We start from the raw sequence: 26665 nt of genomic DNA, 5'->3' as shown, positions 1-26665 counted from the left end.
CTAGTAGTACCTCTTTAAATCCATGCCAGAATAAAGATCAGCCACTTGCTCGCCGTATCCGTTAAACATAAGGGTGTCCACGCGCGGCGAGAAAATGCCATCGCCGATGCGCCGCTCGGTGGCCTGACTCCAGCGCGGATGGGGAACTGAAGGGTTGACGTTGGCATAGAAACCGTACTCTCTGGGCGCTATCTTTACCCAACTGGTTTCGGGAAGTTTTTCCAGCAAGCGGATCTTGACGATAGACTTGCCCGACTTAAAGCCGTACTTCCAGGGAATGGCTACGCGCATGGGGGCACCATTCTGGTTGGGAAGCAGTTTCCCATAGACGCCAAAAACAAGCATGACCAGCGGGTGCATTGCCTCGTCAATACGCAATGCTTCCACATACGGCCAGTCGATGATCCGACTGCGCAACCCGGGCATGTTTTCTGGTTGCACGTCAGAAACAAACTGCACGTACTTTGCCTTGCTGGTAGGTCGAACCTGGCTTAGTAGCGTTGACAGTGAATAGCCGCTCCACGGAATAACCATGGACCACGCTTCTACACACCGCAATCGGTACACGCGCTCTTCGATGCTCGCGAGCTTGAGCAAGTCATCGATGTCAAAACTGCTCGGCTTTTCAACTTCTCCTTCAATCTCAATCTTCCAGGGCCGGGTTTCCAGTTTTTGTGCGTATTGTGAAGGGGCGGATTTATCCGTCCCGAACTCGTAAAAGTTATTGTATGTAGTGACATCCTTCTCGGACGTAAGCTTGTTCTCCAGCCAGTAGTCAGAATTGGGCGTGCCAGATAAACGGCCCTTCTCCTGGCCGCCTAGTGCAGCGCTGCTATGTAACAGCATGGCGCTACCCGAGACGCCGGTGGCTCCTAACGCGATAGCGCCGGCGCCCGCTCTCTTTAACCATGTGCGCCGTGATTGCCAGATGTGCTCAGAGGTGATCTCGGAAGGCGGGATGTAAGGCTGTTTTATTCGCGACATGTGCGGGACTCCTGTGTGGGATGCATTGCTTGCAAAAAGTGGCAAATAGCACCAGAACATCTTGCTATCACCGTTGCGCAGGAGTCCACATTAGCTAAAAGGTGCTGACCGTTTAATGACGGTTTGATGACAGTTTTGTCATGAATCAGGCGCGACATCTTGCTAAGATGTGTTCAATACCATCCTGGAAACCATAGTGACTATCCTCGTCATTGAAGACGACGTAAAAACCGGAGACTACCTCAAGAAGGGGCTGTCCGAGTCCGGCTATGCCGTCGATCTAGCCCGCAACGGCATCGATGGCTTATATATGGCGCTTGAGCACGATTACGATCTCTTAATTCTTGATGTCATGCTGCCAGGCAAAGACGGCTGGCAGGTCATGAACGAGCTGCGCCAACAGTGCGATGTGCCGGTAATCTTTCTAACGGCGCGCGATCACGTTGATGATCGCATAACAGGTCTGCGGCTTGGTGCCGATGATTATCTCGTCAAACCGTTTTCATTTACTGAATTGCTTCTGCGTGTGCGCACCTTGCTGCGACGCGGTGTGGTGCGCGAGTCAGAAACCTTTCAGCTGGCAGACCTTCAGCTTGATCCCTTGCGTCGTAAGGTGACGCGTCAGGGCGTCAATATTGTTCTGACCAACAAAGAATTCATGCTTCTGCATCTGTTGGTAAAGAGGCAGGGTGAGGCTCTGTCGCGCGCGGTGATCGCGTCCCAAGTATGGGATATGAACTTCGATAGTGATACCAATGTGGTGGATGTCGCCATTAAACGCTTGCGCGCCAAGATCGACGCACCTTTCGAGAAAAAGCTGATTCATACCGTTCGCAGCATAGGTTATATGTTTACGGAGCAGCCTTGAAATACAGGCCGCTACGTTCTCTCACCGTACGCGTGACGCTGTCGTTCGCGCTCATTTCATGCCTGGTAGTGTCGGGGCTTGGTTTGTATTTATATTCGTCGGCCAAACAGGCAATGGAGGAGCGGGCAGACTACACGCTTATTGCTCGGGTCGAGCGTTTTCGTAATCTGCTGCATGACTTGTATAACGTCATACAGATGGAGGCCAGGCCCGCTATTTTTGAAGGCATGTTGGGCAATGAGCAGGATGTGCGTATTTTCAGGCGAGCAGGCGAACCCCCATTTATTAATGTCAACCCCGATGGGATGAAGCCGCCCAAGATGGTACCCGTTCCGATCGAAAAACCATTGACCCATAGTGCGCTGTATGCGGGCGAACGACCTGACGGTATCCGAGTACGTTGGGTATCGGCACTTGCCGAGATTGGGCAGGGTGGGGGCACCGTAGAGATTACTGCCGCCTATGTAATGGTGCAGGAAGAGATGATGCTCGCCGCATATCGGCTGCGCGTCATTGCAGCCATTGCGCTGGCTGTTCTGTTAACCACACTGTTGGGCTTCATACTACTCAGACGAGGTCTGGAACCCTTAACGATCATGAGCAATCGCGCTGCGGAGATCTCGCCAGCCAATCTATCTGCGCGTTTGCCTGATGACGATGCGCCTTCGGAACTGCACCGGCTTGTTCTCGCTTTCAACGCCATGCTGGATCGTCTGCAGGCAGGCTATGAGCATTTGTCGCAGTTTTCGGCAGATCTTTCGCATGAAATACGAACGCCGATCAATGTATTAATGGGTCAGACTCAGGTAGCGCTAGGCAAATCACGAACCCCCGACGAATATGAGCAGTTGCTGGAATCAAACCTGGAAGAATTTACGCGTTTGGCGCACATCGTCGAGAACATACTATTTCTTTCCCGAACTGATCAGGATTTCACGGCTGTTGAGTGCGCTCCACTGGTGCTTTCGGAGGAACTCCATAGAATCGCCGATTATTTTGAAGGTTTGGCGCAAGAACGCGAGATGAATTTCGAGGTAATAGCGAGTGGCACAGGCCATGCCAACCTTGTGATGTGGCGCAGGGCTGTCAATAATCTGGTTATCAACGCTATTCGTTATGGAAATTCAGGTTCTACCATAAGGCTATATGCCCAGGCCAATGATCAAGGATCGACTGTGTGGGTTGAAAATTCAGGCTCTCCTTTGCCACAAGAAGAATTAAACCGCATGTTCAGCCGCTTTTATCGTGGCGACAAATCGCGCAGCGAGTACACCGAATCTAATGGGCTGGGGCTGGCGTTGGTCCAAGCCATTATGACGATACACGGTGGCAGCGCAACAGCGTCAGCCTCAAGTGAAGGCCTTGTGCGGTTCAGCCTGTGGTTTCCTGTAGCGTCTTCGTCGGAAACGCATCACAAAGGTACTCCACAAACCTGACGACCTTGGGGCTGGCAAGCCGGCGAGAATGATGCAATACCCACAGCTCTATGGGTCGGTCTGGCACCGTGCCCCATACGGCCAGGCCAGTGTTTGGCCCTAACGATTTTAGCAGCGAGCGTGGTAACAGCGCTGCGCCTGCTCCGGCCATTACCGCGTCTCTGACCATAAGCAGCGAAGACAGGCCCAGACGAACGTCAGGCATGACGGTGCGCAGAGTTTCGCCATCGTGAAAGTGCCATGGGCTTGTAGTGACGCCGTTAGGAAGCAGTGCAACGGCGGGTACGGTTACAGGCTCGGTAGACTTGTTTGAGGGGCGTGCCAGCGACGCGGGTGCTACCAGTACGATCTCATCGCGTGCAAAACACCGGCCTACCAGCGTGGCATCAGGGCGTGGGTTTACCCTGATGACGACATCGTAGCCATCTTCGATCAGATCAACATTGCGGTCGACAGCGGTAACTTCGAGCCGCACTTCGGGGTACGCCTGCATAAACCCCACCGCAACTGGCCCAAACATGGCGTGCGAGAACAATACGGGGGCATTTACGCGCAGTAGCCCGCGGGGCTCGGCGATACCTGCTGCCACGTCGGCGCCAGCCTCGATAATTTCGCCTAACAGCCCATGTGTGCGCTCATATAAGGTTTGGCCTTCTTCGGTAAGACGCAGCGAATGTGACCCGCGCTCAATAAGGCGTACGCCCAGACTTTGTTCCAGATCTCTTACCCGTCTTGACAGGGTGGCTTTGGATCGCCCACTGATACGGCTTGCCTTGCCAAACCCTTCGTGCATGGCAACCAGATTGAAGTCTGTCAGCGATGAGAGATCCATGGGTGTTTCAATTTTAAGACAGTGTGTGCAAATTATAGTGTCTTCACAATGAATATGAAACGGCATATTGTGGTGATAAGTGCATTGCACGACTTCAAACATACGCTATTCAGGAGAATCACTATGACCGTCAATACCTTATGGAGTCCGGTGACCATTGGACGCTTGAAACTGGCTCATCGTCTGGCGATGTCACCCATGACACGCAGCAGAGCGCATGCCGATGGCACACCGGGAACATTGGCCGCCCAGTACTACGGGCAGCGAGCGTCCCTTGGGCTTCTGATTACAGAAGGAACCCAGCCGTCTGACGATGGGCAGGGTTACCTCACTACCCCTGGCATATACACCGACGCACATGTGGCGGGCTGGCGCCAAGTGGTTGACGCCGCCCATGCCAATGGCGGGCACCTGTTCATTCAGCTGATGCACGTAGGGCGGGTATCTCATCCAAGCAATACGCCTCATGGGCGCCAAGCTGTTGCCCCGTCGGCCATTCTTCCGGAGGCAAAGATATTTACCGCTGCAGGCATGATGGATATTCCCATGCCGCGCGCGCTAACAACCCAAGAGATAGCAGCCACCATTGACTATCACCGCCTGGCTGCCAGAAAAGCGATCGAAGCCGGCGCTGATGGTGTGGAAATACACGGTGCCAACGGTTATCTGATCCAGCAGTTTCTGTCGCCCAATGCTAATCACCGTTCGGACGCCTATGGTGGCAGCATTGAAAACCGCGCACGTTTTGCGTTGGAAGTTGCAGCGGCGGTCGCCGACGAGATTGGAGCGGATCGCACAGGCATCCGTCTGTCCCCAGGTTCGCAGCTTGTTGGCATTAACGAGGGGGATCAAAGCGATGATCAGTATCGCTATCTGGTGGCCCAGCTCGCGGGCTTGAATCTGGCGTATTTGCACATCGCGCACAACGGCAACGATGTGTTGTTGAGCGACATCCGCCGTGCCTGGCCTACGGCGCTGCTGGTCAATCGTGGCAACCGGCCGCTAGAGCTGATCGCCAAAGACATTGAAGTGGGGCTTGCCGATATGGCGCCGGTAGGGCGCTGGGCACTGGCCAACCCTGATTTCGTATACCGCTTGCAGAAGGGCTTGCCGCTAAATACACCTGATCCCACAACATTTTTTGGGGGCGGTGCGGCAGGTTATGTGGATTATCCTGCGTTGCGACCTGTGCAGGTGGCTTACGGTGATGCAACCAAAGGCTACCCCAGTCAGCAGATCGCGGGGGTAGCTTAAATCAAGTGGGAGGGGTAGCTTAAGTCAAGGCTTGAATAACGCTAACCGGGTGCAACAGCCCGGTTTCCCCAAATGTGGCTACGCGCACGGTAATCCAAAAATGCAAGCCCAAAGTGCAAGCCCAAAAAAGCCTGAGCCCGGTTAATTACCGGGCCCAAGCCTTCAGTCATTGCCAATTAACTATTTAGCCTTCTAAAGCCAACTCAAAAAAACGGTTAGTTACTAAGAATGATTTGCGCAATCAAGCCTGTGGCGATGGCTGTAAGCAGAAAATCGCTGCCGGACTGTACCCAGTAATAGCCGCGAGGTGGCGCATACAGATGGTAGTGGTGCCAATCGTTAACAATATATTGTCTTTGGCGATACTGGGCTGGAACCCATCCGCCTCTGTAATAATTGTGATACGGGCCTGCTCCGCGCCCGTAGTAGGTGTCGTGCCCGCGCCTATAGTGGCCGTGCCCGCGCTCATAGTGGTCGTGCCCACGTGCGTAGTTATCGTGTGCCCAGGCACGGTTTTCATGTCCGCGAGCGTAGCGATCACGGTTAGATGGGCCAGGGTGAACCATGCGCCCTGGCTGGTTATTTCGGGGGCCTTGTCGGGCTGACGAATTGTGCTCACTATTCTGGTGATCATGATGGCCCTCAGCGAAAGCCGTACCGCTCATTGCCAGGCATGCTGCCACCAAGGCAGAGCTAAGAATTTTACTGATCATAATTAAACCCCTGTAGTTGCTTCGCAATCGGTGGAGTCCAAAACGTGTCAATGATTTTGCTCTGGCATTAGCGTATTGACTGTTACCGATGGTCTGCTCAGTTCCTATCTGAACACTGAGGGTGTTTCAAATCTGTTGCGATGTGGGTTATTTTGATTGCAATAGATGTCCAGCACTGCACGCCGCCGTATGTGCTGATGTGGGGTGAGCCGGGGTAGGGCCAGCCCATTCCCGGCCCATACTCGGTAGCCACGCCATTTCGATAACCTTTGATCGGTTCTTGCACTAAGTAGACCGTGCCCGGTGGATATTTCTACGCGGTACCCTGGCCACCGAACACCTTCATGAGAACCTCGGCATCGCTGCGCTCTTCAGCCCAATCTGCTGCAAAGTCTTCGTATACCCGCGCAATACTCATGTAAATGCCAGACTCTGGGCGTTCTTCCAAATAAGCAGAAATCTCATCCATTTCAGCAACCCAGCGATAGGCCTTGGGTAACATGTCGGGCACTGCACGTTTGAACCAGGCAAACATCTGCGGCTGGCTGGCGGCTAGTTCACTGTTTAGTTCGTCTCCTACCCCGTAACGTTCGGCCGCCAAAATCATCACCGATCCTAACGCGGTAAGGCCTTTTGTAATACCACCGTAGCTCATTTTTAGAGCCGATGCTGCACCGACTGGGGCGTCAAGCGGTATCACGTTCAGGCCAACGCTTTTCAGTTTGAGGGCGGTATCCCCCATTGGTCCTGACAGGTAGAACTTGGTGTGGTTGCCGTCCCCCCTGGGTGGCGGGCCGATAATACTGCCGTCCAGAAAAGATGTGCCTGTATCTTGAACGACCTGCATAATGGCTGTAACCGTGTCGGGTGACACCGCATTGCAATCGATATATATCGGCTTTCGAGAGGCGGCCCGCAATGCCGGTGCCAGGCGCAAGGCAATAGTTAATGCGTCTTTAGGCGGCAAGATGGAAAGCAGGAAGTCCGCTTCCATTAGTTTCTCGTCTTCAACAGCAACCATTCCTGCTGCTTCAGCGCGCATTGCACTGGCTGCGCTGCGGCCTTGCAATGACGTGAGCACCTTGGCACCGTGCTGAACCAGACGGGCACCCACCGCTGCCCCCATGTTTCCGGGTGCTGTGATTGCAACGGTAATAGTCATGGGGTTTTCCTTTGAAAATGCATGGGCAGTCGAGTTAGCCCGAAGTGTCTGTGATGCGATGTATCCAGCCGACATAGGCAGTGCAAGAAACAAGAAGCGAGTTCACTTCACACGTGTTGCGTATTGCAGTGTCCACGTGACTATTTCAGCGGCCAGTCTGTCGGAAGCGCGCCCAAAAGCCTCTACCACTTCTGGAGCTTCTTTGCCTTGAACAGGCTCAGCCACTTCAAATCGGCGTGTGGCGATAGTGCGATTATCATCAGGTCGCGTCAGCGATGCGTCATAGTGGATATGCACGATGGGAGCGTCGTCCTGGTATACCACCTGAAACTCAACTAAGTCGCCCCCAAGTTCAAAGTCGGCGTTTGCGCCGCTGCTGTCAATACTGACTGAGGTCAGGCGGCCGTCGGAACGAAACGCACTAACCAGCCGGTTGCGTAACAGGATGGGCGCTGGGTCGCTCCAGCGAACGCCACTGTATGCGCTGACCTGGCTTCCTTGTGGCACCACCAATACACGTTGGCTGTCGATAACCTGGCTGCTGTAAGGCGTGGCAACACGCAATGAGCGGGACGGAGCACGGGGTGTCATGCCACTTGTTTGCCTGGCAAGAGGTGTAGCCGGAAGCTGGTACACGATTAACGTTTCTTGCTTGGGCAATATCGAACAGGCCGATAACGTAAGCGCGGTTATTACAAGCCCAGTGCGGCATATTTTTTTTGCGCAAGATGCAGCAACAGTCATGGTCGAAACTCCTGGATTTTTTCGCGACCCAACAGATAATTTGCCGGGTTTTCTTCCAAACGGCGAATCATGGTGTGCATGGAGGCAAGCGTATTACGCAATTCTTGCAGCGCCGGCCCAATCTCGCTTAAGCCTTGCATACCACCATTGATCGCACTTTTATTTTTGCGCACTATTTCATTAATGCTGGCGGTGGTTTTCTCCAGCGAGACCATGGCTCGCTGTGCACTACTAAGCGCGCCGGCTCCCTGGTTTTTTACCAGGCCGTCGGTAGTGCGGACCAAATCGGATGCTTGCTGCAGCGCCACTGTGGCTTGCTTGCTCGCGGCAGTCAAAGATTTCAACAAAGCGGAAACGTCATCTTTCTGCTCGGCCATCGCATTAGCTACCTGTTCAAGTGACGCCAATGTGCTGTTCAGACTTTGCGCAGTCTCTGGAGACAAAATAGCCTTGGCGTTCATCACCAGTTCGGTAAGGTTTGTCGACAGGTTATCGCTATTGGCTAGCAATTGGCTTATGGCTGAAGGTGTCGCCACAATAATTGGGTCTTGCCCGCCCTCGGCAACCAGAGGCAGGCTGTCGGGCGTCCCGCCACGCAACTCTATAACGACAGTGCCCGTGATACCGGTCAACACAAGTTTGGCGCGTGTATCTTGATGAATTGGGATATTGCTGTCAATGCGGATGCGTGCCCGTACTTTGCTGGGGTCTTGGGGGTCTAGCGACAGTTCGGTTACGTCGCCTACTTTTATGCCGCTGTACTGAACGGCACTGCCTTTGGTCAAACCGCGTACGGTTTCATTAAAAATTACGGTGTAATTTCGCAGGTCTACGTCTTTATACGATTTGCCTAACCATAAGGCGAACACCAACGCGGCGCCGGTGACAATGAGCGTGAAAAGACCAATCAACACATGATGGGCGCGTGGTTCCATTATTTAACCTCCCGAGCCGCGTTAATGGCCTTGCTCGCGGCGCGTCCGCGTGGCCCGTGAAAATAATCATGTACCCAAGCGTCCTGGGTGTCTTCAACGACCGGCAGAGTGTCAGCCACGAGAACCTTTTTATCCGAAAGCACCGCTACACGGTCGCAAATGGTGTAAAGCGTGTCAAGGTCATGAGTGACAAGAAACACGGTGAGCCCCAGCGCATTGCGCAAAGTAAGAATCAATTGATCGAATGCGCCCGCGCCGATGGGGTCCAACCCTGCGGTGGGCTCATCCAGAAAAAGTATTTCAGGATCCAGGGCCAATGCGCGGGCCAAAGCGGCGCGTTTGACCATACCCCCTGATAAAGAAGCAGGGTACTGATCGCCGGCTGCGGCAGGTAACCCGGCAAGCGCAATCTTTACGCCAGCCAAATGCTCGGCCTCGGTCCGGCTTAGCCCGGCATGTTCGATTAAGGGCATGGCGATGTTTTCTGTGACGGTTAGCGAAGAAAACAACGCCCCACGCTGAAACAGCACGCCAAAACGGCGCTCCATCCTTGAGCGTTGCTCCGGCGTCATCGTAAGCGCGTCTTCGCCGAAAATATGCACCGTGCCTTGTGTTGGCTTTTGCAACCCAACGATAGAACGTAGCAGTACCGACTTTCCGCTGCCCGAGCCTCCCACCACGCCGAGAATCTCTTTGCGGTATACATCCAGGTTTAAGTCTTTGTGCACCACGTGCGTGCCAAACTGATTGGTCAAATTGCGCACCTGGATAATCGCTTCGCGGCTTACTGACGCAGGGGAGGTCACCATCCCATCTCCATGAAGAATAATGCTGCCAGCGCGTCAAGCAAGATAACGATAAAAATCGTCTGCACCACAGCAGAGGTGGTGTGTTCACCCACTGACTGAGCACTACCAGATACTTTGAAGCCTTCCAGGCAGCCGATGATCGCAATGACGTAGGCGAAAATCGGCGCTTTGACCATACCAAGCAGAAAATGCCTTAGCTCAATGCCTTCTTTAAATATAGAAAAGAACATGGTTGGCGTGATGTTGAGCGCCACGGCACAGACCAAGGCCCCGCCCAATATGCCTGAAATCATCCCGATAAAGGTTAATAGTGGCATCGACACCAGTAAGGCAAGTATGCGTGGCAACACCAACACGTCGATCGGATTTAGCCCCAACATGCGAATTGCGTCGATTTCTTCATTGGCCTTCATGGAGCCTAGCTGTGCGGTGAAGGCGCTGGCGGTTCGTCCCGCCATCAGGATAGCGGTGAGCAATACGGCAAACTCACGCAGAAACGAAAAAGCGACCAGATTGACGGTGTAAATGGTAGCGCCGAAGTCAGCCAGTACTGTTGCGCCCAGAAACGCAATCACCGCGCCCACCATAAAGGTAAGCAGCGCCACAATGGGGACGGCATTTAGCCCGGTTTCTTCGATTTGTGCGGCCACCGACGTCATGCGCCAGCGGCTCGGATGAATACTGTTTCGGACCAGCGCTTCGAGCGTAAGCCCCATGAACCCCAGCAACATGCCACTCTGCTTCCATAGCCGCTCCATGCTAAGCCCAATACGCCCCAACAACTCTGTTGCGAGGGACGATTTGGCTGCTGGGGGTTTAGTGCCAGCCGCGGTCTTTGTAGCCGCAACCGCCTGCAAAAGCGCACCGCGCTCGGCGGGCAAAGTGGCGAGCAGGCCATTAAGTGCTTCGTCAGACCCCAGCAATTCAACCAGGCGTGAGGCACCGGCCGTATCCAGAGCCGTAATGCCTCCGGCGTCGATGTGGTCGGCTGATAGAGAACCTATGTTGGCATGCTGTGCCCGGAATCGCTCGATTTTCTGTCCCAGCACCGTATAGTTGTCAAGCGTCCAGTCGCCTTGCAAGTGTAAGCGGCTGGGCGTGCTGCGCGTATTTAAGGCGAAAAAATCAGAATTGGAAGCTTGTGTCATAACCATGCCCGAGAAGGGCCAAATTCACGCATAGAAAAGCCTCCCCATTTTACGTACATGCTGTTTTCGTGGTGTCTTTAGGACGACGGACATGGCAGGCAGAAAGACTCTCATCAATGGGAGTGAGACTGCCATTGATAACACACGACGACGCAGACTGGTTTTGGGCTGTCGGGCAAACGCTCGTGTTCATCGTCACAAAGCCAGTTGAAATCATAAGCTGCTTATTGTGCGCTATACACCTTTTTCTCCGCAAAATATGTGTTTAGCACCTGGAAGTCCTTTAAAGACTCTACATCGACGTCAAGCACGTCACGGGCGATGACGATGAAGCCTGCTCGTTTGCCTTCGATGACGGGGTCGGTCAAATCGGCGGCCGGTTCTACTTTGTCGCTTTTCTTTGCCAGCTCACTGAGGGCTCATTGAGCCGGTATCACGGTCCAGGCCTACTGCCTGTGCGGCATAACGCGTTACGTCGGGTCTGCAGTGGCAATGTGCCCAAAACACAATTTTTGGCAATATTGGCAATAGCACAGTATGCTAGACACACCGTAACTGCCATGAAGGAGATAGCCCATGTCCCAAAACTCAACCAATTACACTGGCGCAGCAGGGGCCAATCCATTTGGTGAGCTCACCAAAATGCTAGAGCAATTCAAAATACCAGGCGTTGACATGTCAGCGATTGCCGATGCGCGGCGTCAAGATGTCGAGTCATTGGTTCAGGCGAATAAAGCGGTTTATGAAGGCATGCAGGCGCTAGCCAATAAGCAGACTGAAATGCTGCAGCAGGCGATGCAAGGCTTTCAGAGTGCGGGTGCTTCGGGCATGTCCGACCCGGCCCAGCAGACTGAAATGGCGCGCAAGGCTTATGAAAAGGCGTTAACTGATATGAAAGGTTTGGCCGACATTGCACAAAAATCACAAGCCGATGCCATGGCCATCATTATGGAGCGGGCCGCTCAAAATATGCAAGAAATCAAAAAGATGACGCAGCCCAAGTAAACCTTTGCCGGCACACTGAGACGTCGTTCTTCGGGTTGAATGTTTTCGACGCTCAGTGGTCGCATCTGGCCGAACATGGCCTTGCTGCCATCCACAGTAGAAGTAGCTCGGTCAGCTTATATCATTCACTTTTTTTATGCCCACAGCCACCTTACAGTCGCTCTCCCACGCTAAGCGGCCGTCTGCCTGCTCGCTATGCAAAAGGTCGGTAGGGCATTGATAAACCGAATTAGTTAAGGACACCACTATGACCGACGAACGTCTAAAAGATGTCCGTGTGCTTGCTTTTGATGTGTTTGGCACTGTGGTGGACTGGTGTAGCTCAATCGCATCAGAAATAGAGCAGCTAAACCCAAGAATTGACGGGCGCGTATTCGCAAGAGCATGGCGGGCAGGCTATCAGCCCACCATGCAGCGTGTGAGGGCTGGCGAATTGCCATGGACGCGTATCGACGATCTGCACCGAATGATTCTTGACGACATTCTTATAGAGTTTGGCATGTCAGAATTGGACGAATCGCAGAGGCATCAATTGAATAAGGCCTGGCACCGGCTTCAGGCATGGCCTGATTCGGCGCAGGGGATTACACGCCTAAAAACACGCTACATCACCACAACTTTGTCGAACGGCAACATTAATTTGCTGGTCAACATGGCAAAAGCAGCCAACTTAAACTGGGACTGCGTCTTATCGGCCGAGGTATTCAAAGCATACAAGCCTGATCCAAAAACTTACCTTGGTGTGGCAGGTATTTTTGATGTGAGACCTGATCAAGTGATGCTGGTCGCAGCACATCAAGATGATCTGGATGCGGCACGAGAATGCGGTTTGCTCACGGCGTATATTGAGCGGCCCACCGAATTCGGTACTGATATGCTTAAGGATGTGAGCCCCCATCCGGCCAACACCCTGCACGCCCGCACCATTACTGCACTCGCTGACACCTTGCTTTCCTGACGAACAGCTTTCTTCAATTCGTGGCCGCTTATAGCCCTGCGTAGCCAAACACAGAGGGCCAAAGTCGTCTCGAAGCTATCGCCGGTCGACCACCGTCTCTTGATCAGGGTGCACTGCAAGTACTCCCTGACAACGTCCCACCCGAGAGCGCTCAAGAGGTATACGACGTGCTGTCTGCCTACCCGGTCATAGGTACAGGTGTAAACCAGTTATCCCCATTCAAGGCGAAGATGGCAATGGCGGTGCGTTCAAAGAACGCGCACTGGGTCATGCGAGACATTGTGCGTCGTCATTGGTTGTCTGTAGGAGCAGAGCATGGCGTCGTGGCTCTGGATGGCCGCGGGACCAAGGCGTTTCTGGACGATATAGTGGCACAAACCCCTGAAGTCGTGCGCACGGTCCGTGCACAGTTGCCAGAGAGTTTCCCCACACATGTAGCTGACAGCATCCTCATCGGGCTACAGGACGCAGCCGATAAGCTGGCCGGTTAGAGCCCGTCGTCAACGTCGGATCAACGATAGCTACTGTGTCAGGGAACCCCATTGAACAGGAGCTATGAGTTCATCTGTGTGGCCGGTCCGGGCAATATTAGGCCGTCTTTGGAAGTCATACATCGCGCTCTGATGAGTTCTGCTATCGCACCAGCCCCCTGTTTCCAATGAGCGTAAGATGCCACATTAAGGTTAAATCAAGATGAAGCAAGAACTTGACACGTCGCCAGATACAATTGCCTTCCATGGTCTGGAGAACAGATGCGTAGCACTTGTAACGGGTGGCGCGATGGGTATTGGGGCGGCTATGGGTTTAGCTGCCTTGCTTTGAATTGCGGCGCAAACCCTGACTATCTACAACCGTCTTAAATATCTTCAAAATTTAATATGACAATTTCTAACTCTTCTCTACCGGTCAGCGTCGTAACTGGCGCCGCGCGCGGCATCGGGCTCGCAACCATTCGATGGTTTCTGGCTCACGGCCACCAGGTGGCTATGCTCGACATCGATGCCGACGAACTCTCAAAAGCCGCACTCGAATATCAAGGTGACAAGCGCGTACTTGCGCTGCCCTGTGACGTGTCGAACCCCGAGCAAGTGCAAGAGACCATGGCACGGGTCGAGGCGCACTTTGGCCGCATCGATGCGCTGGTGAACAATGCCGGCGTTGCTGTGTTCAAGACGTTGGGCACGACCTCATTCGAAGAGTGGCGCTACGTGATGGCGACAAATCTGGATGGCGCCTTCCTTTGCTCGCAAGCCTGCGTACCCGTGATGTTAAAGAACGGCGGCGGTTCAATCGTCAACATCGCGTCGATCTCGGGATTGCGCGCCAGCACCTTGCGCGTTGCCTATGGCACCAGTAAGGCCGCGCTCATCCACCTTACGCGTCAACAGGCGGTTGAATTCGGAACCATGGGAATCCGGGTCAACGCAATCGCGCCAGGACCTGTCGAAACCGAAATGGCCAAGCAAGTCCATTCGGCAGCAATCCGGGCCGACTATTACGACAGTATTCCGCTCGGTCGCTATGGCACTATGGAAGAAATTGCGTCGGCGGTCGGTTTTTTGTGTACACCGGGCGCCAGCTATGTGAATGGCCAAGTGCTCGCCGTCGACGGCGGGTTCGATGCAGCGGGCGTCGGTTTGCCGACTCTACGCCGTGAGGCCGGTGGACGCTAAATGCTTTGAAGTCTTCCTTAGGTCACTCACCAGTCACGCCCTGACACTGTGGCCTAAGGAGGCGCTCTATCAAGCTGCGCAGCGCTCCTGAGCCTGGACGTAACACAACGGCCATCAACGTCCGTTAGTGGCCGTTTAGACACTATCAGCAACGGGTTGATTCGATCCAATCAATTATCGGTGCTGGCAAGGCTTTGTGTCAGATGGTCAAGCAGAAATCGCACTTTTGGTGAAAGGTGGCGATTGTGCGGGTAGACCGCCCAAATGCCCTCATCTGGCTGCTGGTACTGTGTCAGCACCGCAATCAATTGCCCCGAGTCTAGGGATGGTTGCACGTAATAGTCTGGAAGTTGCACAATGCCCACGCCTTTTAGGGCCGCGTCGAGTAATGCCCAACCGCTACCGCAAACAAGGCTGCCCTTGATGCGAAGATTTCTCGTCTTATTGTTTTCCTGGAAGCGCCAATAGTCATGGTTGCCTTGCAGGCAGTTATGACTTTCTAAATCTATTAAAGACTGTGGGGTTCCACGGTTTCCCAGGTACTGGGGCGAAGCACATACGTACTGGGTTCTTGAGGCCAGCCGCTTGGCCATCAAGCTGGAATTTTCAAGCGTGCCCATGCGTACCGCCATGTCATACCCCTGTTCGACCAAGTCTAGGGTTAGGTTCGTCAGGTTCAGTTCGACCTGAAGTTCAGGGTAACGAAGTACAAAATCGTTGATCAAGGGCGCGATTGTTTTTTCGCCATACGTCACGGGTGCAGTAATTCTAAGCTTGCCGCGTGGAGCCATCTGAAGGTTGGTGACTATGCGCTCGGCCTCCTCCAGGCCGTCCAGCACCTGGCGACAATGCTGGAAGTAGATCTGCCCCGACTCCGTCACGGAAACCTTGCGTGTGGTTCGGTAGAACAGCTTGGTTGCCAACCTGGCCTCCAGGGCACTGATCTGCCGGCTGACTTGCGCCGTCGAGATACCCAGCCGTTTTGCGGCCTGCGTAAAGCTCTCTGTTTCGGCGACCGCCACGAATTCTGTGACGCCTACCCATGCAAACATCATCCCTTCCTTGTGCGCCAAAACGGCGATCGCTTGGCACACCGTTATTGTTACCATATGGAAATAGTATTTTTATTATAAGGGGTATTGTTATTGTTTTAATCAATAGTAAACTCCTCATAATCGGACAAAGCCACTGCTGCGCAGTAGCGCCTCAATGCCCCTAATTCCACTTACTCAAAATGACGAGATCGCGATGTCCATACCTGTGGCCGTCTGCCCGTTACCTGAATAAGGCTTGCACTGTGCAGATCAAGAGTCTGCCACTGCAGCTTCACCGTATATTGCAACCTATCAAGAAGAAACTATGACTCAAATGATCAAATCCAAGGCCGCTATCGCGTGGGGGCCAAATCAGGCCCTGTCCATCGAAGAAGTTGATGTGATGCCGCCGCAAGCCGGCGAGGTGCGTGTTCGCATTGTTGCCACAGGTGTCTGTCATACCGACGCATTCACGCTGTCGGGTGATGATCCTGAAGGAATATTTCCTGTCATTCTCGGTCATGAGGGGGGCGGCATTGTGGAGTCGGTCGGAGAGGGCGTCACCAGCGTTAAGGTCGGTGATCACGTCATTCCGCTGTACACGCCCGAGTGTGGTGAGTGCAAATTCTGCAAATCAGGCAAAACCAATCTGTGCCAGAAAATTCGCGAAACCCAAGGAAAGGGTCTGATGCCGGACGGCACCACGCGCTTCTTCAAAGACGGCCAGCCGATTTTTCATTACATGGGTTGCTCGACGTTTTCCGAATACACGGTGCTGCCCGAAATCTCGCTGGCCAAAGTCAACAAAGATGCGCCGCTAAAAGAAGTGTGCCTGCTGGGGTGTGGCGTTACCACCGGCATGGGCGCTGTGATGAACACGGCCAAGGTCGAGGAAGGCGCTACCGTGGCCATCTTCGGCATGGGTGGCATCGGTCTGTCGGCCATCATAGGCGCGACCATGGCCAAGGCCAGCCGCATCATCGCGATCGACATCAATGAGAGCAAGTTCGAACTGGCGCGCAAGCTTGGCGCTACCGATTGCATTAACCCGAAGAGCTTCGACAAGCCGATTCAAGATGTGATCGTCGAGTTGACCGATGGTGGCGTTGACTACTCGTTCGAATGTATCGGCAATGTCAACGTCATGCGCTCGGCGCTGGAGTGCTGTCACAAGGGCTGGGGAGAGTCAGTCATCATCGGTGTCGCCGGTGCCGGTCAAGAGATCTCAACCCGTCCGTTCCATTTGGTAACTGGTCGCGTCTGGCGTGGCTCTGCCTTTGGTGGTGTTAAGGGCCGTTCAGAGCTGCCAGGCATCGTGGAGCAGTACATGCAGGGTGAGTTCAAGCTCGACGACTTCATCACACACACGATGGGGCTGGATCAGATCAACGAAGCGTTCGAACTGATGCATGCCGGCAAGAGTATTCGTAGCGTGATCCATTTCGATAAGTAAAGCGGTGCGGCTACCTTGGGCAACAACATGCAGTGCATAATGGATGATGCCTGTCCGAGGCTGGTGTTATTTTGCGACCCCCCACTGACACTGGGCCGGGTCGCCGGGCAGGCTTGTTCAAGAAGAATAAATTAATTGCAGTAGCCTCAGAGGAGCTCTACATGAAAATGTTTTATGCCGCAACGTCGCCTTTTGCTCGTAAATGTATGGTCGTGGCCCACGAAACAGGCCTTGCGGATCGCATCGAGAAACTACCGGGTGCTGCGCACCCGGTGAACACAGACGCGAACATCGTCGCTGTAAACCCGCTGGGCCAGGTGCCCACTTTTATAACCGATGATGGTCAGGCATTGTTCGACAGTCGCGTCATCTGCGAATATCTGGACGAGCTAGGCCAAGGTGCTATGTTCCCGCGTACCGGTGCAGCCCGCTGGCGTGCGCTTACCGAACAGTCTCTGGCCGATGGCATTCTGGATGCGGCAATTCTGGCTCGCTACGAAGGCGCTGCGCGTCCAGAGGAGTTCCAGTGGTCTGGTTGGACGCAGGCGCAAATGAAAAAGATTCACGAGGCGCTGGATTACTTTGAAAAAAACGCGGAAACGTATGTGGATGGCCGCGTAGATATCGGTGTAATCACGCTAGGCTGCGCCCTGGGCTATCTGGATTTTCGTTTTGCTCACGACGACTGGCGCGCCACCCGACCAAAGCTTTCGGCTTGGTTAAAGGCGTTTGGCGAACGGCCCTCTATGCGTGAGACGGCGCCGCACGCCTAGTGAAGGCGGGCCCGTCTTACAGAGTTGCTTAAAGACTGTTGTGACTCGGGCCGGTGTTATGGGCCAGGTGAGCCATGCCTGTGCCCTGAGTGATGTCGCCCAGTGTGGCTATGCAAAACGCAGTGCATGCGCCAGCGTGCACGGCTGGCAAACTGTGCCACGCAGTAGCGAGTAAACCTTACTCGAAAATTACTTCTTGAAAGTGCTGTTTCTTGCATTATTTCAATTGAAATAAGTCGCAATTACATAAGTGATTTTTCTACACTTTAGGTTGTTTGTAAACCAGCTCGCACTCCAGCTGCTTGCTGAAGTTTTCAGAGAACCACTCTTGATCGCAAACCCCCAAACCCTCTACCAGAGGCACGCCGCCGAAATCAATAGTTATTTGCGCCGGTGCGGCCACAGCCGCGACGACGCTGAAGATCTGACACAAGAGGTGTTTACACGTTTATTGGGTACGGCTCGCCCACTTCACAGGCATCATCTTCGTGCCTATCTTTATACGGTTGCACGAAACCTTTCCACTGACGTGTACCGCCGACAGCAGATTGCTCCAGTTTCTTACGTGCCCCAAGAGCACTATTGCGACGTTCCCGACCCTACACCATCACTTTACCGCGTCGTGTTTGGGCGGCAGCAATTGATGACCGTAGAAAAGGCACTCACGGCATTGCCTGCTAACACCCGTCATGCCTTTGAGCTGTATCACTTCAGTGATCTCACCATTGCTGAGGTTGCGGCAAAACTAAACCTTTCCATCTCTCGCGCCTGGTTACTAGTTAAGCGGGCCAATCTTCACGTGCACGCCAGCTTGCACAAAAGCGCAGTGGGGCATAACGAACGAAATTCGCAGCCCTCGCCCTTATGAATCAGGGAAGGAGAGTCTGCAGTTAATTTTGCGGGAATTTGCGCACTTACGGTGGAGAAAATTATCCACCTTCATTCGTTTCATCCTCAAGGCCCTGTAAGGCGATAGTTTTCAGCATCGCGTGATCAGGGTTGTTGCAACACACCGGGGATACGATGAAATCAAACCGCAAAATCAAGCGGGCAAAGACCGCCCGCCGCCTGCGTCCTATCGCTCTTTTACTAAGCCCAATTTTTACTTCACTGGCTATTGTGTCGACAGCCTACGGGCAGTCCTCCCCAACCATAGCGTTCAAAATCCCTCCGGGCTCGTTGTCCGACGCAATCGATGCGTTTGGCCAGCAGGCAGGGCTGCGCATCTCATATCCAGAAAGCCTTGCAGCCGGAAAGCAGTCGGCTGGCATTACGGGCCAGGTCTCAGCCACGCAAGCCCTGGCGAGCATTCTTGAAGGCTCAGGCCTCTCGTATAGTTATCTAGATGCCAATTCCATTTTTATCAGCAGCAGTGACAGCAACACCGCTCGTAACAGCGGCAGTGAGCGCGCTGACAGCAACAGCAACAGCAACAGCGATAGCCGCTCCGACAACGCCAACGGCGCCAACAGCAGCACCAGCAGCACCAGCAGCACCAGCAGCACCAGCAGCACCAGCAGCAACATCACCACCAATACAAGCAGCGTCAACGACAGAACCAGTCGCAACAACGACAGCCCCGCTACAGCCAGCGGCTCTACCCGTTCCACCAGTGTGGCCAGCCCATTGAGTGGCACCATGGGTGACCACCTCACGCTAGACACCATTACCGTCAAAGGCAAATTAGAGCTAGACCCAGCCGACGAGCCATACCGCACAGCGGGCTCCAGCGCGTACCTGTCCAGCGAGCATATCGAGCGTTTCCGCGGCACATCTGTAGGCGACTTCCTCTCCGGCATTCCCGGTGTCATGAATGCCGACAGCCGCAACTCCGGTGCGGTTGATGTCAATATACGCGGCATGCAGGGGCAGGGTAGGGTGCCTGTGCTTGTTGACGGTGCAACGCAGGAAACCACAGTATGGCAAGGCTATAACGGTGCGACCCCGCGTACATATATTGATCCTGACTTTATTGGTTCGGTTTCGATTGAGAAGGGAATTAGTTCGGCCGCAGACGCTACCGGCGCAACAGGTGGGGTTGTGCGCGCAACCGTTATTGGTGTCGATGACATTTTGCTGCCGGGTAAAACCTACGGCATACGGTTGAAGGGAGGACTTACGACTAATAGTTCTCCGGTGCCCGCAGCGGGTACTAACGGCGGATGGGATAGTCTGGCCACCAATTTGCGGGTTTATGGTGGTGTATTGCCCCCCGATGATGCAGTCTTTTATTCCGATGGTATGCGGCGCCCACCTCTACTTAAACCCACCGGCGGATCGGGCAGTGTGGTGGTAGCTACGACAACCGATTACATTGACTTCGTCGCTGGATACGTGCGACGTGTGAACGGCAATTATCATGCGGGAAAGCATGGCGGCGGAGGTGCGCACCTAGTCGCTAAACGAAATCCGAGATTTGGGGATTTAGAAGTAGGTAATGGCGGTTTGAGCGATTATCGCGCCGGTGAAGAAATACTCAATACCTCGCTGGATAATAAATCATGGATGCTGAAGACTACAGTCAAAATTGAACCTTCTCAAAGACTAGAGTTGGGCTACCGCAGGTATTTGAGTTACTACGGCCACCTACTTTCTTCTCGGCTGTTTGGGGCACCTTATCAAAGTTGGTTGAGTTCGATCGACCTTGATACGTATACAGCACGCTATCGCTGGACGCCACAGGATAATAATTTCGTCGATCTCAAGATTGACGCCTATCTCTCAGCGGTGGAAAGCCGTATTAACGTTCTGGACTTGGATCATTCATGGGATGGCAGCGGTAGCATTCGGCCTACAGTCAAAACTTTCTATCCATTCTTTCAGTGGACGGACTCAAAACGCTGGGGAGCTAGGGCTTCCAACACCTCGCGCTTCTCGACTGATGTAGGTGATTTACTGTTGCGTTACGGGGGGGCGTTTGTTCGTGAGGATACTGGCCTGCCTAGTGGAGTAGACCGGGATTACTATGCTTGGACACTGGGGGGAGACACGCCACGACAGGGGCGGCGCGAAGAAGTTAGCGGCTTTGCCACAGTTGAATGGCAACCTGTTAAGTGGATTACGGCCAGCGCAAGCACGCGTTATTCCCAGTTCATTACACTGGATAACCACTTCACCAGAACATCAACATTCAAACGTAAGGACGGTGGCTGGTCACCGCTTTTCAGCCTGATGGTAGAGCCGCGTGATGGTCTGCAGCTTTATACAAAGTTTGGACGGGCAGTACGAGCGCCAAGCATTTTTGAATCGCTCACGGGCTCTTCATTCTATTACTCCGTAGAAGAAAACCAGCTCAAGCTTGAGCGAGCTCGTAATCTGGAAATCGGAGCTAATTTCGTCAAGAACGATGCGTGGCTAAGCGGTGACAAATTACGCATTCATGCCGCTTATTTTGATAATCATATTGATGATTACCTCACCCGAGCCGGAATTGCTCGTGAACGCCCCGAAATGCCTGGCCGATATAGAGAATCGCTTGGCCGAGTTAATCTTGACTATGCGGAAATGCGTGGCCTTGAAGCTTCCTTGAATTACGATACGGGCCGTTTCCTTGTAGGCATTGGTTGGAACCATTACACCCACGTTATGTTCTGCGCTCGTAAAGGTGTACTGAAACCCACGGAGCCTAGATGTCTTGCCGGCGGCCTACCTCACAGCTATTCATTGCAGCAAGTGCCTCCCAAAAACACGATTACATTGCAGCTTGGTGCCCGCTTGCTACAGGAGAAGCTTGAGATAGGCTCTAGGGCAAGTTACATAGGTAGCCGATTTGCGCCAGGTTTTGGTAGCCGGATCGGTATGGGCGGGGTGCAACCCTCTCGCTGGAAGCCATACACCTTGGTTGACGTGTATTCCACCTACAAGCTTAACGATAACGTCAGCTTCGATCTTGCCATAGATAATCTGACTGACCGTTATTACATGGATGCGCTCAATGCCGCTCAGATGCCAGCCCCGGGCCGTACCATTCGCGGCAACGTCACCATAAAGTTTTGACTGTGTGGATCATAAAGAGATGCTCCTGCACTGTAAAACCGCCGTCTTTAGGCTTTGGTTACATCGAGAAGCGGCCTTGCCGTGAGGAGCTCCAAGTCGCCTGCTGCGATCGGGTACCACATTCATACGTGGACAAAAACATCTTATTGCAAATGAGACGTGTTCTTATTTAAAATACATCCCATGCAGGTCGCACCAGGCGCACTCGGTGTCATCCACGGTAAGGCCTGCTGTACTTCTTGGTCGCTTCGCGTCAGATAACGGGGGTTCTTATGAAGCGTGTGTTCTGTTTTAACTTCATTTGCAAGGAGCTATTATGAATGGCGCTTTGAAAAAAGCAGTACTGACGCTTGCTGTTTCCGGCATGGCCGGCATGGCCGGTATGGCGCAAGCCGAAGTGGTATCGGGTCTAAGCTACTCTGATGCTGGCGGCGTACGTGTCGGGGCATCTACCTATCCTAGAGATGATCGTGGCAAACCTGGTGCTGGCGTTGATGGCCAGTTACGCGGTGCAATCGCTGCGACGTCGCATTTCGCTAATGCTGAGTATAAGGACGAAAACGCTGTTTACCACTACAGCGGGCGAAAGCTTGTAGCAGGTGGCGCTCCGGGTGCAGGCGACCCACGTGACCACAGCAAACTCGGCGTATGGTCGTTCGCCCAAGCGGGTAGCCGTGATGTTTGGTTTGGCGAATGGAGTGCAGAGTCCGCTACGGGCGATGTAGGTAGCAAAACCCCAGGCACACATACGGTTTGGTATGTGGGTGAAAACGGCGATGTCGCCAGCACCTTGCCTACCGACGCACCCGTCCGCTATACCGTGCGTTCTATCAATAACTACACCGGTGCAGCGTTGCCCACCAGCACGCTTACGGCTAACTTCGATACCGGTGTAGCGCGTTCGCGAGGCGATATTCGCTTTAGCCGAGGCGAAATCAGCACGGTTGATAAAGACGTGCGTCTGGCGGCTCGTAACGTCAGGGTAACAAGCAGCGGTGGCACAGGCGGTAGCCTCGAAGGTAAGTTCTTCGGCACAGGCGCCGCAGCGGTTGCCGGCATTGTTAAGTTCGCAGACCGCGATCGCGACACTGCCTTCGGCGGAACCAAAACTCGCTAAGTAAAAGGGGCGCAGTCTTGTGGCTGCGTCTCTTTACTGCACATTGATACGTGCATCTCCTAAATGATGTTGCTAGAACAAGGGCTTGCTTCGGCAAGCCCTTGTTTGCTGCGATCCATCTTATTGTGCTTTGCGGCGATCTCAAATCGCGTACTGTCAGCACGCCATCTATTTTCAGCATATTCAGGTCTCATGAAAAACGTTTACTTGCCCTCTCTTTTTTTGGCAGGCGCGCTTGGTGCTGTGCCCGTGTTTGCACAGTCAGTCGACGATACTCGCCAACTCTTGCGACAGCGCACCGAGCAACAGACTGTAGAGCGTGGGCTTCAAGACAATTCCTTTGTTAAACCGGTGCCGCAGCCTCCAGCCTCACAAGTAGATAATCAACCACAAAGTGCAGAACAAAGTACTTCAGAGTTGGGCCAGGCACTCTATTTGTCGCTACAACATCGCCAGTGGATGACGGCGCGCTCGCTGCTGGCACAGTATCTGACCCTATCTGATCGTGACCCGCTACTGGTTTATTACACGCAAGGTTTGCTTGCCCGGGCAGACGGCAAGCTAGGGCAGGCTGAGGATCAGTTTCGTGCACTGTTGGCTTTGCAGCCCACGTTTCTTCCGGCACGGCTTGAACTTGCCAGGGTTTTGTTTGAGAGCGCGCAAGACAGGGAGGCGTACCAATCATTTTCAGACATTGATGCATTTCTTGGTACAGCTGGCGCCGGTGCAGCGGGCATTAGAAGAACTGTCGCCACTTATCTTGATGCCCTTGAACGACGCAAGGCCTGGCGCACATCGATAAGCATGGGTATGCGTTGGTCTGATAATGTCAATCGCACATCTGCAAGTCGCACCTGCCTGGTTCCCGCTAGTCGCGGCCTATGTCTTATTGAGCGTGCGCTTCCCGAACCTATTAAGGCATTCGGGCCAGAGTTTGCATCCAGCACCCAGCGGCGCTTTCCGTTAGCAGGGCACCATGGCCTCTATGTACGTGCGCAGACGGATGGTAGTTGGTACCGAAATCACCGCGACTACAACGAAGCCTCGGTGGCTGCAGAGGCCGGCTATAGCTACCGTAACGCCAACCACCAATTTACCATTGCGCCAACGTATTCACATTACATATGGGGCAAAAACTCTTTTTACGATAGCTGGGGGCTGAATACAGGCTGGCGATACACACCCTCACCGCACTCGCTGGTTACGCTGGAGGCTGACTACAAAAACATGCAGTACCGCCAGCAGGCCTACGCTCGTTACTTCAACGGCCCTAACCGAAGCGTCAGCGCTACCTATTATCGTGATATGGAAGCGGGTTGGACGCTATTCGGTGGCTTTGATGCCGAAGACAGTCGCGCCAAGGCCAGTGTGCAAAGCTACCTTCAGCAAGGTGTGCGTCTGGGCGCATCACTACAAACGCATGGTTTTACAGGCACTGCCTTGGCCACGCTCAGGCAACGCAGTTACCGTGCCTATAACCCCTTGCTCGAAGCCCGCCGCCGCGACCATGAACAGAGCTACTCTCTTGTACTTTCCTCAGCGCGTTGGTCTGTGGCGGGCTTTGTTCCAAGCCTGACGCTGCGCCACAACAAGGTGCGCAGCAACGTAGGTTGGCTGTATTCCTATGACCGCAATGTAGTTGCTGTGACGATGGAATATGTGATTTAACACGGATGTCGGGGGGGGGCAGGTTCACGCCGCCTATTTTGATGCACTGCGTGACCGAGTGCGGTGCGAACACACCTGCAAGTGACGCGTAATTAGGCCGCTGTTATGGACATTGCGTTTATGGCGAGTTCTGGTGACAGGTTTGCTGAGCAGGGTATAGGCCTTCAATAATGGGTGCAGTCAATCGCAGAGCGCAAAAATGGCACCTCCATTTTGTGTCTCTTGTGTATACAGACTTATCCGCATTGACAAGCCCTCCCGTGGTTGCTGATAATCGCGTCTTTGTTTTTATACTGAGCGGAGCGGTTTAATGAAACCCCAATTAAGATTGGCCTTGTTTACAGTCGGCACGAGTTTGGCTGTTGCCCTGGGCGGTATTTCGCAGGCGCAGACTTTAACCATCGCCCTGTCTTCCGAGCCGACGGCTGCTGATCCGCACTATCACAAGCAGACCCAGAACGACGCACTGGCTGCGCACGTGTTCGAGTCTCTGATTAATCGTACTGCCGACATGAAGATGATCCCAGGTCTGGCGACGTCATGGGAAAACGTTGACGATCTCACCTGGAAGCTAAAGCTGCGAGAGGGGGTAAACTTTTCCAACGGTAAACCCTTTACGGCTCAGGATGTGTTGTTTTCCATTTGCCGTACATTGAATAACAAGGGCAATATTTCGGCGTCATACACGACAGTCACCAAGCTGCTCACAGATGTGCAGACACCCGATGACCATACCGTGATTCTCAAGACTGCCGAGCCATTTCCGCTTATGCCTGCAGAGCTGGCGCGCCAACTGCCCGTCATCTGGAACGGTATAGTCGAACACGGCGCTCTTACATTCGCACCCAAGGAAGGCTGTGGCGTGACAGGCCCTTGGCCTGCTGTCGCTGACTTCAACAACGGAAAATTTGCGATTGGCACCGGCCCTTACACGCTCAAGTCATACGTAAAAGGCACGGGTATTGAACTGGAGCGCAACGAGAACTATTGGGGCACCAAGCCTGAGTGGAAAACCGTTAAGTTCGTGCCAGTGCCTAGCGCCGGCCCTCGCCTGACCGGGCTGCTTTCGGGAGACTTTGATGTCATCGAAAACCCGGCTGCGCGCGATCTGCCTCGCTTGAAAGATGGCGGGTTTGAATATATTGCCACACCATCCACACGTCTCGTGTTTTTCCAACTTGATATTGGGCGCGACACCAGCCCATTTGTTAAGGCGGCTGACGGCAAAAACCCACTGCAAGATTTGCGCGTACGCAAGGCCATCAATATGGCTATAGACCGCAAGGTGATCCAGGATCGCATTATGGATGGTCTGTCTACTCCCGCTTATCAGTACATGCCTGATGGCATGTTTGGTGCTCTACCTAATGCGCCGGAAATCAAGTACGACCCCGAAGGCGCGAAGAAGTTGTTGGCTGAGGCGGGCTACCCGGATGGCTTCGAGCTGACCCTGTCTTCGACCAACAATCGCTACGTCAATGATGGTCAGGTAACCCAGGCCGTTGCCCAGTACCTCTCGCGTATTGGCATCAAGGTGCATGTGGACGCCATGACGGCTTCCATTTACTTCCCCAAGCGTGCCAAGCGTGAGTTCAGTTTTGCTATGGGTGGCTGGCCTTCCGAAACGGGTGAGGCATCGGCATTGTTTCAGTTGTGGGTGGCTTCCACCGATGCGCCGAAGAGCTTGGGTACCAGCAACTATGGTGGTTTTTCGAATGCGGAATTCGATAAAGTCTATCGTCAGGCGATCATGACCGTAGATCCCGTCAAACGCGAAAAATTGCTGCAGCAGGCTACTCAAATCGCATTGGACAACGTGCCACTGATTCCTTTGCACTTTGAGAGCAGTGTTTGGGGCTTCCGCAAAGGTCTAACTTACGAAGGCCGGCGCGACCAATACACGCTGGCTATGTCGGTGCATCAGGCAGCCGGTAAATAGCGCTACATACGCTTCTGTGCTCCCGCCCGCCTTATCGTGGGCGGGAGCATGTGTGAAATACGTATAGCAACTCTTTGGCATCATTAAACGAGTCGTGCATGACCTGGTCACGAAGACAGAAGCTCATCACGACGCACGGTTGTCATCCCCTCCCGACCAGATTG

25 protein-coding genes and 1 pseudogene are annotated in these 26665 nt (G+C 53.7%); 15 read left to right on the top strand and 11 right to left on the bottom strand.

All coding sequences use genetic code 11. The features are described from left to right. Entirely contained in the window at window positions 1-984 is a 984-nt protein-coding gene (msrP, locus tag FQ179_RS10695) for a protein-methionine-sulfoxide reductase catalytic subunit MsrP (protein ID WP_149397288.1), read from the bottom strand. A gap of 196 nt (window positions 985-1180) precedes the next feature. On the opposite strand from msrP, the gene FQ179_RS10690 reads away from it, so the two are divergent. Then, window positions 1181-1852 (top strand): heavy metal response regulator transcription factor, encoded by a 672-nt coding sequence (locus FQ179_RS10690; RefSeq protein ID WP_149397287.1) that lies wholly within the window; start codon window positions 1181-1183, stop codon window positions 1850-1852. Continuing rightward, window positions 1849-3288, top strand: coding sequence for a heavy metal sensor histidine kinase (locus FQ179_RS10685; RefSeq protein ID WP_149397286.1), 1440 nt, complete (start codon window positions 1849-1851; stop codon window positions 3286-3288). The genes FQ179_RS10690 and FQ179_RS10685 overlap by 4 nt, the downstream gene beginning before the upstream one ends. Here FQ179_RS10685 and FQ179_RS10680 read toward each other — a convergent pair. Further along, window positions 3224-4120, bottom strand: a complete 897-nt coding sequence (locus tag FQ179_RS10680) for a LysR family transcriptional regulator (RefSeq protein ID WP_149397285.1) — start codon at window positions 4118-4120, stop codon at window positions 3224-3226. The genes FQ179_RS10685 and FQ179_RS10680 overlap by 65 nt on opposite strands. 123 nt (window positions 4121-4243) lie before the next feature. Here FQ179_RS10680 and FQ179_RS10675 point away from each other — a divergent pair, with 123 nt between their 5' ends. After that, window positions 4244-5374 carry an alkene reductase gene (locus FQ179_RS10675; RefSeq protein WP_149397284.1) on the top strand — a complete coding sequence of 377 codons (1131 nt, stop codon included), beginning with the start codon at window positions 4244-4246 and terminating at the stop codon, window positions 5372-5374. 215 nt (window positions 5375-5589) lie between these two features. Here the strand turns inward: FQ179_RS10675 and FQ179_RS10670 are convergent, their stop codons facing one another. The 7 genes from FQ179_RS10670 to FQ179_RS22295 all read right to left on the bottom strand — a co-directional run bounded on the left by FQ179_RS10670 (window position 5590) and on the right by FQ179_RS22295 (window position 11253). After that, window positions 5590-6087, bottom strand: coding sequence for an RcnB family protein (locus FQ179_RS10670; RefSeq protein ID WP_149397283.1), 498 nt, complete (start codon window positions 6085-6087; stop codon window positions 5590-5592). 313 nt (window positions 6088-6400) lie between these two features. After that, window positions 6401-7249: an NAD(P)-dependent oxidoreductase gene (locus tag FQ179_RS10665; RefSeq protein WP_149397282.1), complete on the bottom strand. Its 849-nt coding sequence runs from the start codon at window positions 7247-7249 to the stop codon at window positions 6401-6403. Between the two features lie 102 nt (window positions 7250-7351). Continuing rightward, the gene (locus tag FQ179_RS10660) at window positions 7352-7993 is read right to left on the bottom strand and encodes an ABC-type transport auxiliary lipoprotein family protein (protein ID WP_149397281.1); all 642 of its coding nucleotides are present in this window, start codon (window positions 7991-7993) and stop codon (window positions 7352-7354) included. Next, window positions 7990-8928, bottom strand: a complete 939-nt coding sequence (locus FQ179_RS10655) for an MlaD family protein (protein WP_149397280.1) — start codon at window positions 8926-8928, stop codon at window positions 7990-7992. Before FQ179_RS10655 ends, FQ179_RS10660 begins: the two co-directional genes overlap by 4 nt. After that, complete coding sequence (locus FQ179_RS10650; protein WP_149397279.1) at window positions 8928-9737, bottom strand: ABC transporter ATP-binding protein; 810 nt, start codon at window positions 9735-9737, stop codon at window positions 8928-8930. Before FQ179_RS10650 ends, FQ179_RS10655 begins: the two co-directional genes overlap by 1 nt. Continuing rightward, a complete protein-coding gene (locus FQ179_RS10645) occupies window positions 9731-10885 on the bottom strand; it encodes an ABC transporter permease (RefSeq protein WP_149397278.1) in 1155 nt (384 codons plus the stop codon). Before FQ179_RS10645 ends, FQ179_RS10650 begins: the two co-directional genes overlap by 7 nt. A 224-nt stretch (window positions 10886-11109) precedes the next feature. Then, window positions 11110-11253 carry a hypothetical protein gene (locus tag FQ179_RS22295; RefSeq protein WP_188074583.1) on the bottom strand — a complete coding sequence of 48 codons (144 nt, stop codon included), beginning with the start codon at window positions 11251-11253 and terminating at the stop codon, window positions 11110-11112. A 208-nt stretch (window positions 11254-11461) separates the two neighbouring features. Between FQ179_RS22295 and phaP the strand changes: the two genes are divergently transcribed. The 4 genes from phaP (at window position 11462) to FQ179_RS10625 (ending at window position 14521) form a co-directional block, all read left to right on the top strand. Next, window positions 11462-11890 carry a TIGR01841 family phasin gene (gene phaP / locus FQ179_RS10640; protein ID WP_149397277.1) on the top strand — a complete coding sequence of 143 codons (429 nt, stop codon included), beginning with the start codon at window positions 11462-11464 and terminating at the stop codon, window positions 11888-11890. Between the two features lie 247 nt (window positions 11891-12137). After that, window positions 12138-12848 carry a haloacid dehalogenase type II gene (locus tag FQ179_RS10635; RefSeq protein WP_149397276.1) on the top strand — a complete coding sequence of 237 codons (711 nt, stop codon included), beginning with the start codon at window positions 12138-12140 and terminating at the stop codon, window positions 12846-12848. A gap of 167 nt (window positions 12849-13015) precedes the next feature. Next, window positions 13016-13339, top strand: a complete 324-nt coding sequence (locus tag FQ179_RS10630; RefSeq protein WP_149397275.1) for a type II toxin-antitoxin system HipA family toxin — start codon at window positions 13016-13018, stop codon at window positions 13337-13339. A 387-nt stretch (window positions 13340-13726) separates the two neighbouring features. Beyond that, complete coding sequence (locus FQ179_RS10625) at window positions 13727-14521, top strand: SDR family NAD(P)-dependent oxidoreductase (protein ID WP_149397274.1); 795 nt, start codon at window positions 13727-13729, stop codon at window positions 14519-14521. Between the two features lie 170 nt (window positions 14522-14691). On the opposite strand, the gene FQ179_RS10620 is transcribed toward FQ179_RS10625, so the two are convergent. Next, window positions 14692-15576 carry a LysR substrate-binding domain-containing protein gene (locus FQ179_RS10620; RefSeq protein WP_223146236.1) on the bottom strand — a complete coding sequence of 295 codons (885 nt, stop codon included), beginning with the start codon at window positions 15574-15576 and terminating at the stop codon, window positions 14692-14694. A 313-nt stretch (window positions 15577-15889) separates the two neighbouring features. Here FQ179_RS10620 and FQ179_RS10615 point away from each other — a divergent pair, with 313 nt between their 5' ends. The 4 genes and pseudogenes from FQ179_RS10615 to FQ179_RS22920 all read left to right on the top strand — a co-directional run. Next, on the top strand, window positions 15890-17008 hold the full coding sequence (locus FQ179_RS10615; RefSeq protein ID WP_370459869.1) for an S-(hydroxymethyl)glutathione dehydrogenase/class III alcohol dehydrogenase: 1119 nt from the start codon (window positions 15890-15892) through the stop codon (window positions 17006-17008). A 161-nt stretch (window positions 17009-17169) separates the two neighbouring features. Continuing rightward, window positions 17170-17781: a glutathione S-transferase gene (locus FQ179_RS10610; RefSeq protein WP_149397272.1), complete on the top strand. Its 612-nt coding sequence runs from the start codon at window positions 17170-17172 to the stop codon at window positions 17779-17781. Window positions 17782-18109: 328 nt separating this feature from the next. Beyond that, on the top strand, window positions 18110-18649 hold the full coding sequence (locus FQ179_RS10605) for an RNA polymerase sigma factor (RefSeq protein ID WP_188074582.1): 540 nt from the start codon (window positions 18110-18112) through the stop codon (window positions 18647-18649). Window positions 18650-18804: 155 nt separating this feature from the next. Next, window positions 18805-19092, top strand: a pseudogene (locus FQ179_RS22920) (hypothetical protein); the annotation flags it as partial. Between the two features lie 26 nt (window positions 19093-19118). Here FQ179_RS22920 and FQ179_RS22715 read toward each other — a convergent pair. After that, window positions 19119-19421 (bottom strand): hypothetical protein, encoded by a 303-nt coding sequence (locus tag FQ179_RS22715; RefSeq protein WP_255474946.1) that lies wholly within the window; start codon window positions 19419-19421, stop codon window positions 19119-19121. Here FQ179_RS22715 and FQ179_RS10600 point away from each other — a divergent pair. From FQ179_RS10600 to FQ179_RS10585, 4 genes are all read left to right on the top strand, one after another. After that, window positions 19420-21777 (top strand): TonB-dependent receptor domain-containing protein, encoded by a 2358-nt coding sequence (locus tag FQ179_RS10600; RefSeq protein WP_255474945.1) that lies wholly within the window; start codon window positions 19420-19422, stop codon window positions 21775-21777. The two genes, FQ179_RS22715 and FQ179_RS10600, sit on opposite strands and share 2 nt — an antisense overlap. Window positions 21778-22093: 316 nt before the next feature. Continuing rightward, the gene (locus FQ179_RS10595; RefSeq protein WP_149397269.1) at window positions 22094-22894 is read left to right on the top strand and encodes a Slam-dependent surface lipoprotein; all 801 of its coding nucleotides are present in this window, start codon (window positions 22094-22096) and stop codon (window positions 22892-22894) included. 192 nt (window positions 22895-23086) lie between these two features. Continuing rightward, the gene (locus FQ179_RS10590; protein WP_188074581.1) at window positions 23087-24562 is read left to right on the top strand and encodes a surface lipoprotein assembly modifier; all 1476 of its coding nucleotides are present in this window, start codon (window positions 23087-23089) and stop codon (window positions 24560-24562) included. Window positions 24563-24872: 310 nt separating this feature from the next. Next, window positions 24873-26501 (top strand): ABC transporter substrate-binding protein, encoded by a 1629-nt coding sequence (locus FQ179_RS10585; RefSeq protein WP_149397267.1) that lies wholly within the window; start codon window positions 24873-24875, stop codon window positions 26499-26501. Window positions 26502-26665 lie beyond the last annotated feature (164 nt).

It is taken from the genome of Pusillimonas sp. ANT_WB101, from assembly GCF_008369125.1.
Taxonomy (GTDB): domain Bacteria; phylum Pseudomonadota; class Gammaproteobacteria; order Burkholderiales; family Burkholderiaceae_B; genus Allopusillimonas.
This window is presented reverse-complemented; position numbering and strand designations above follow the sequence as displayed.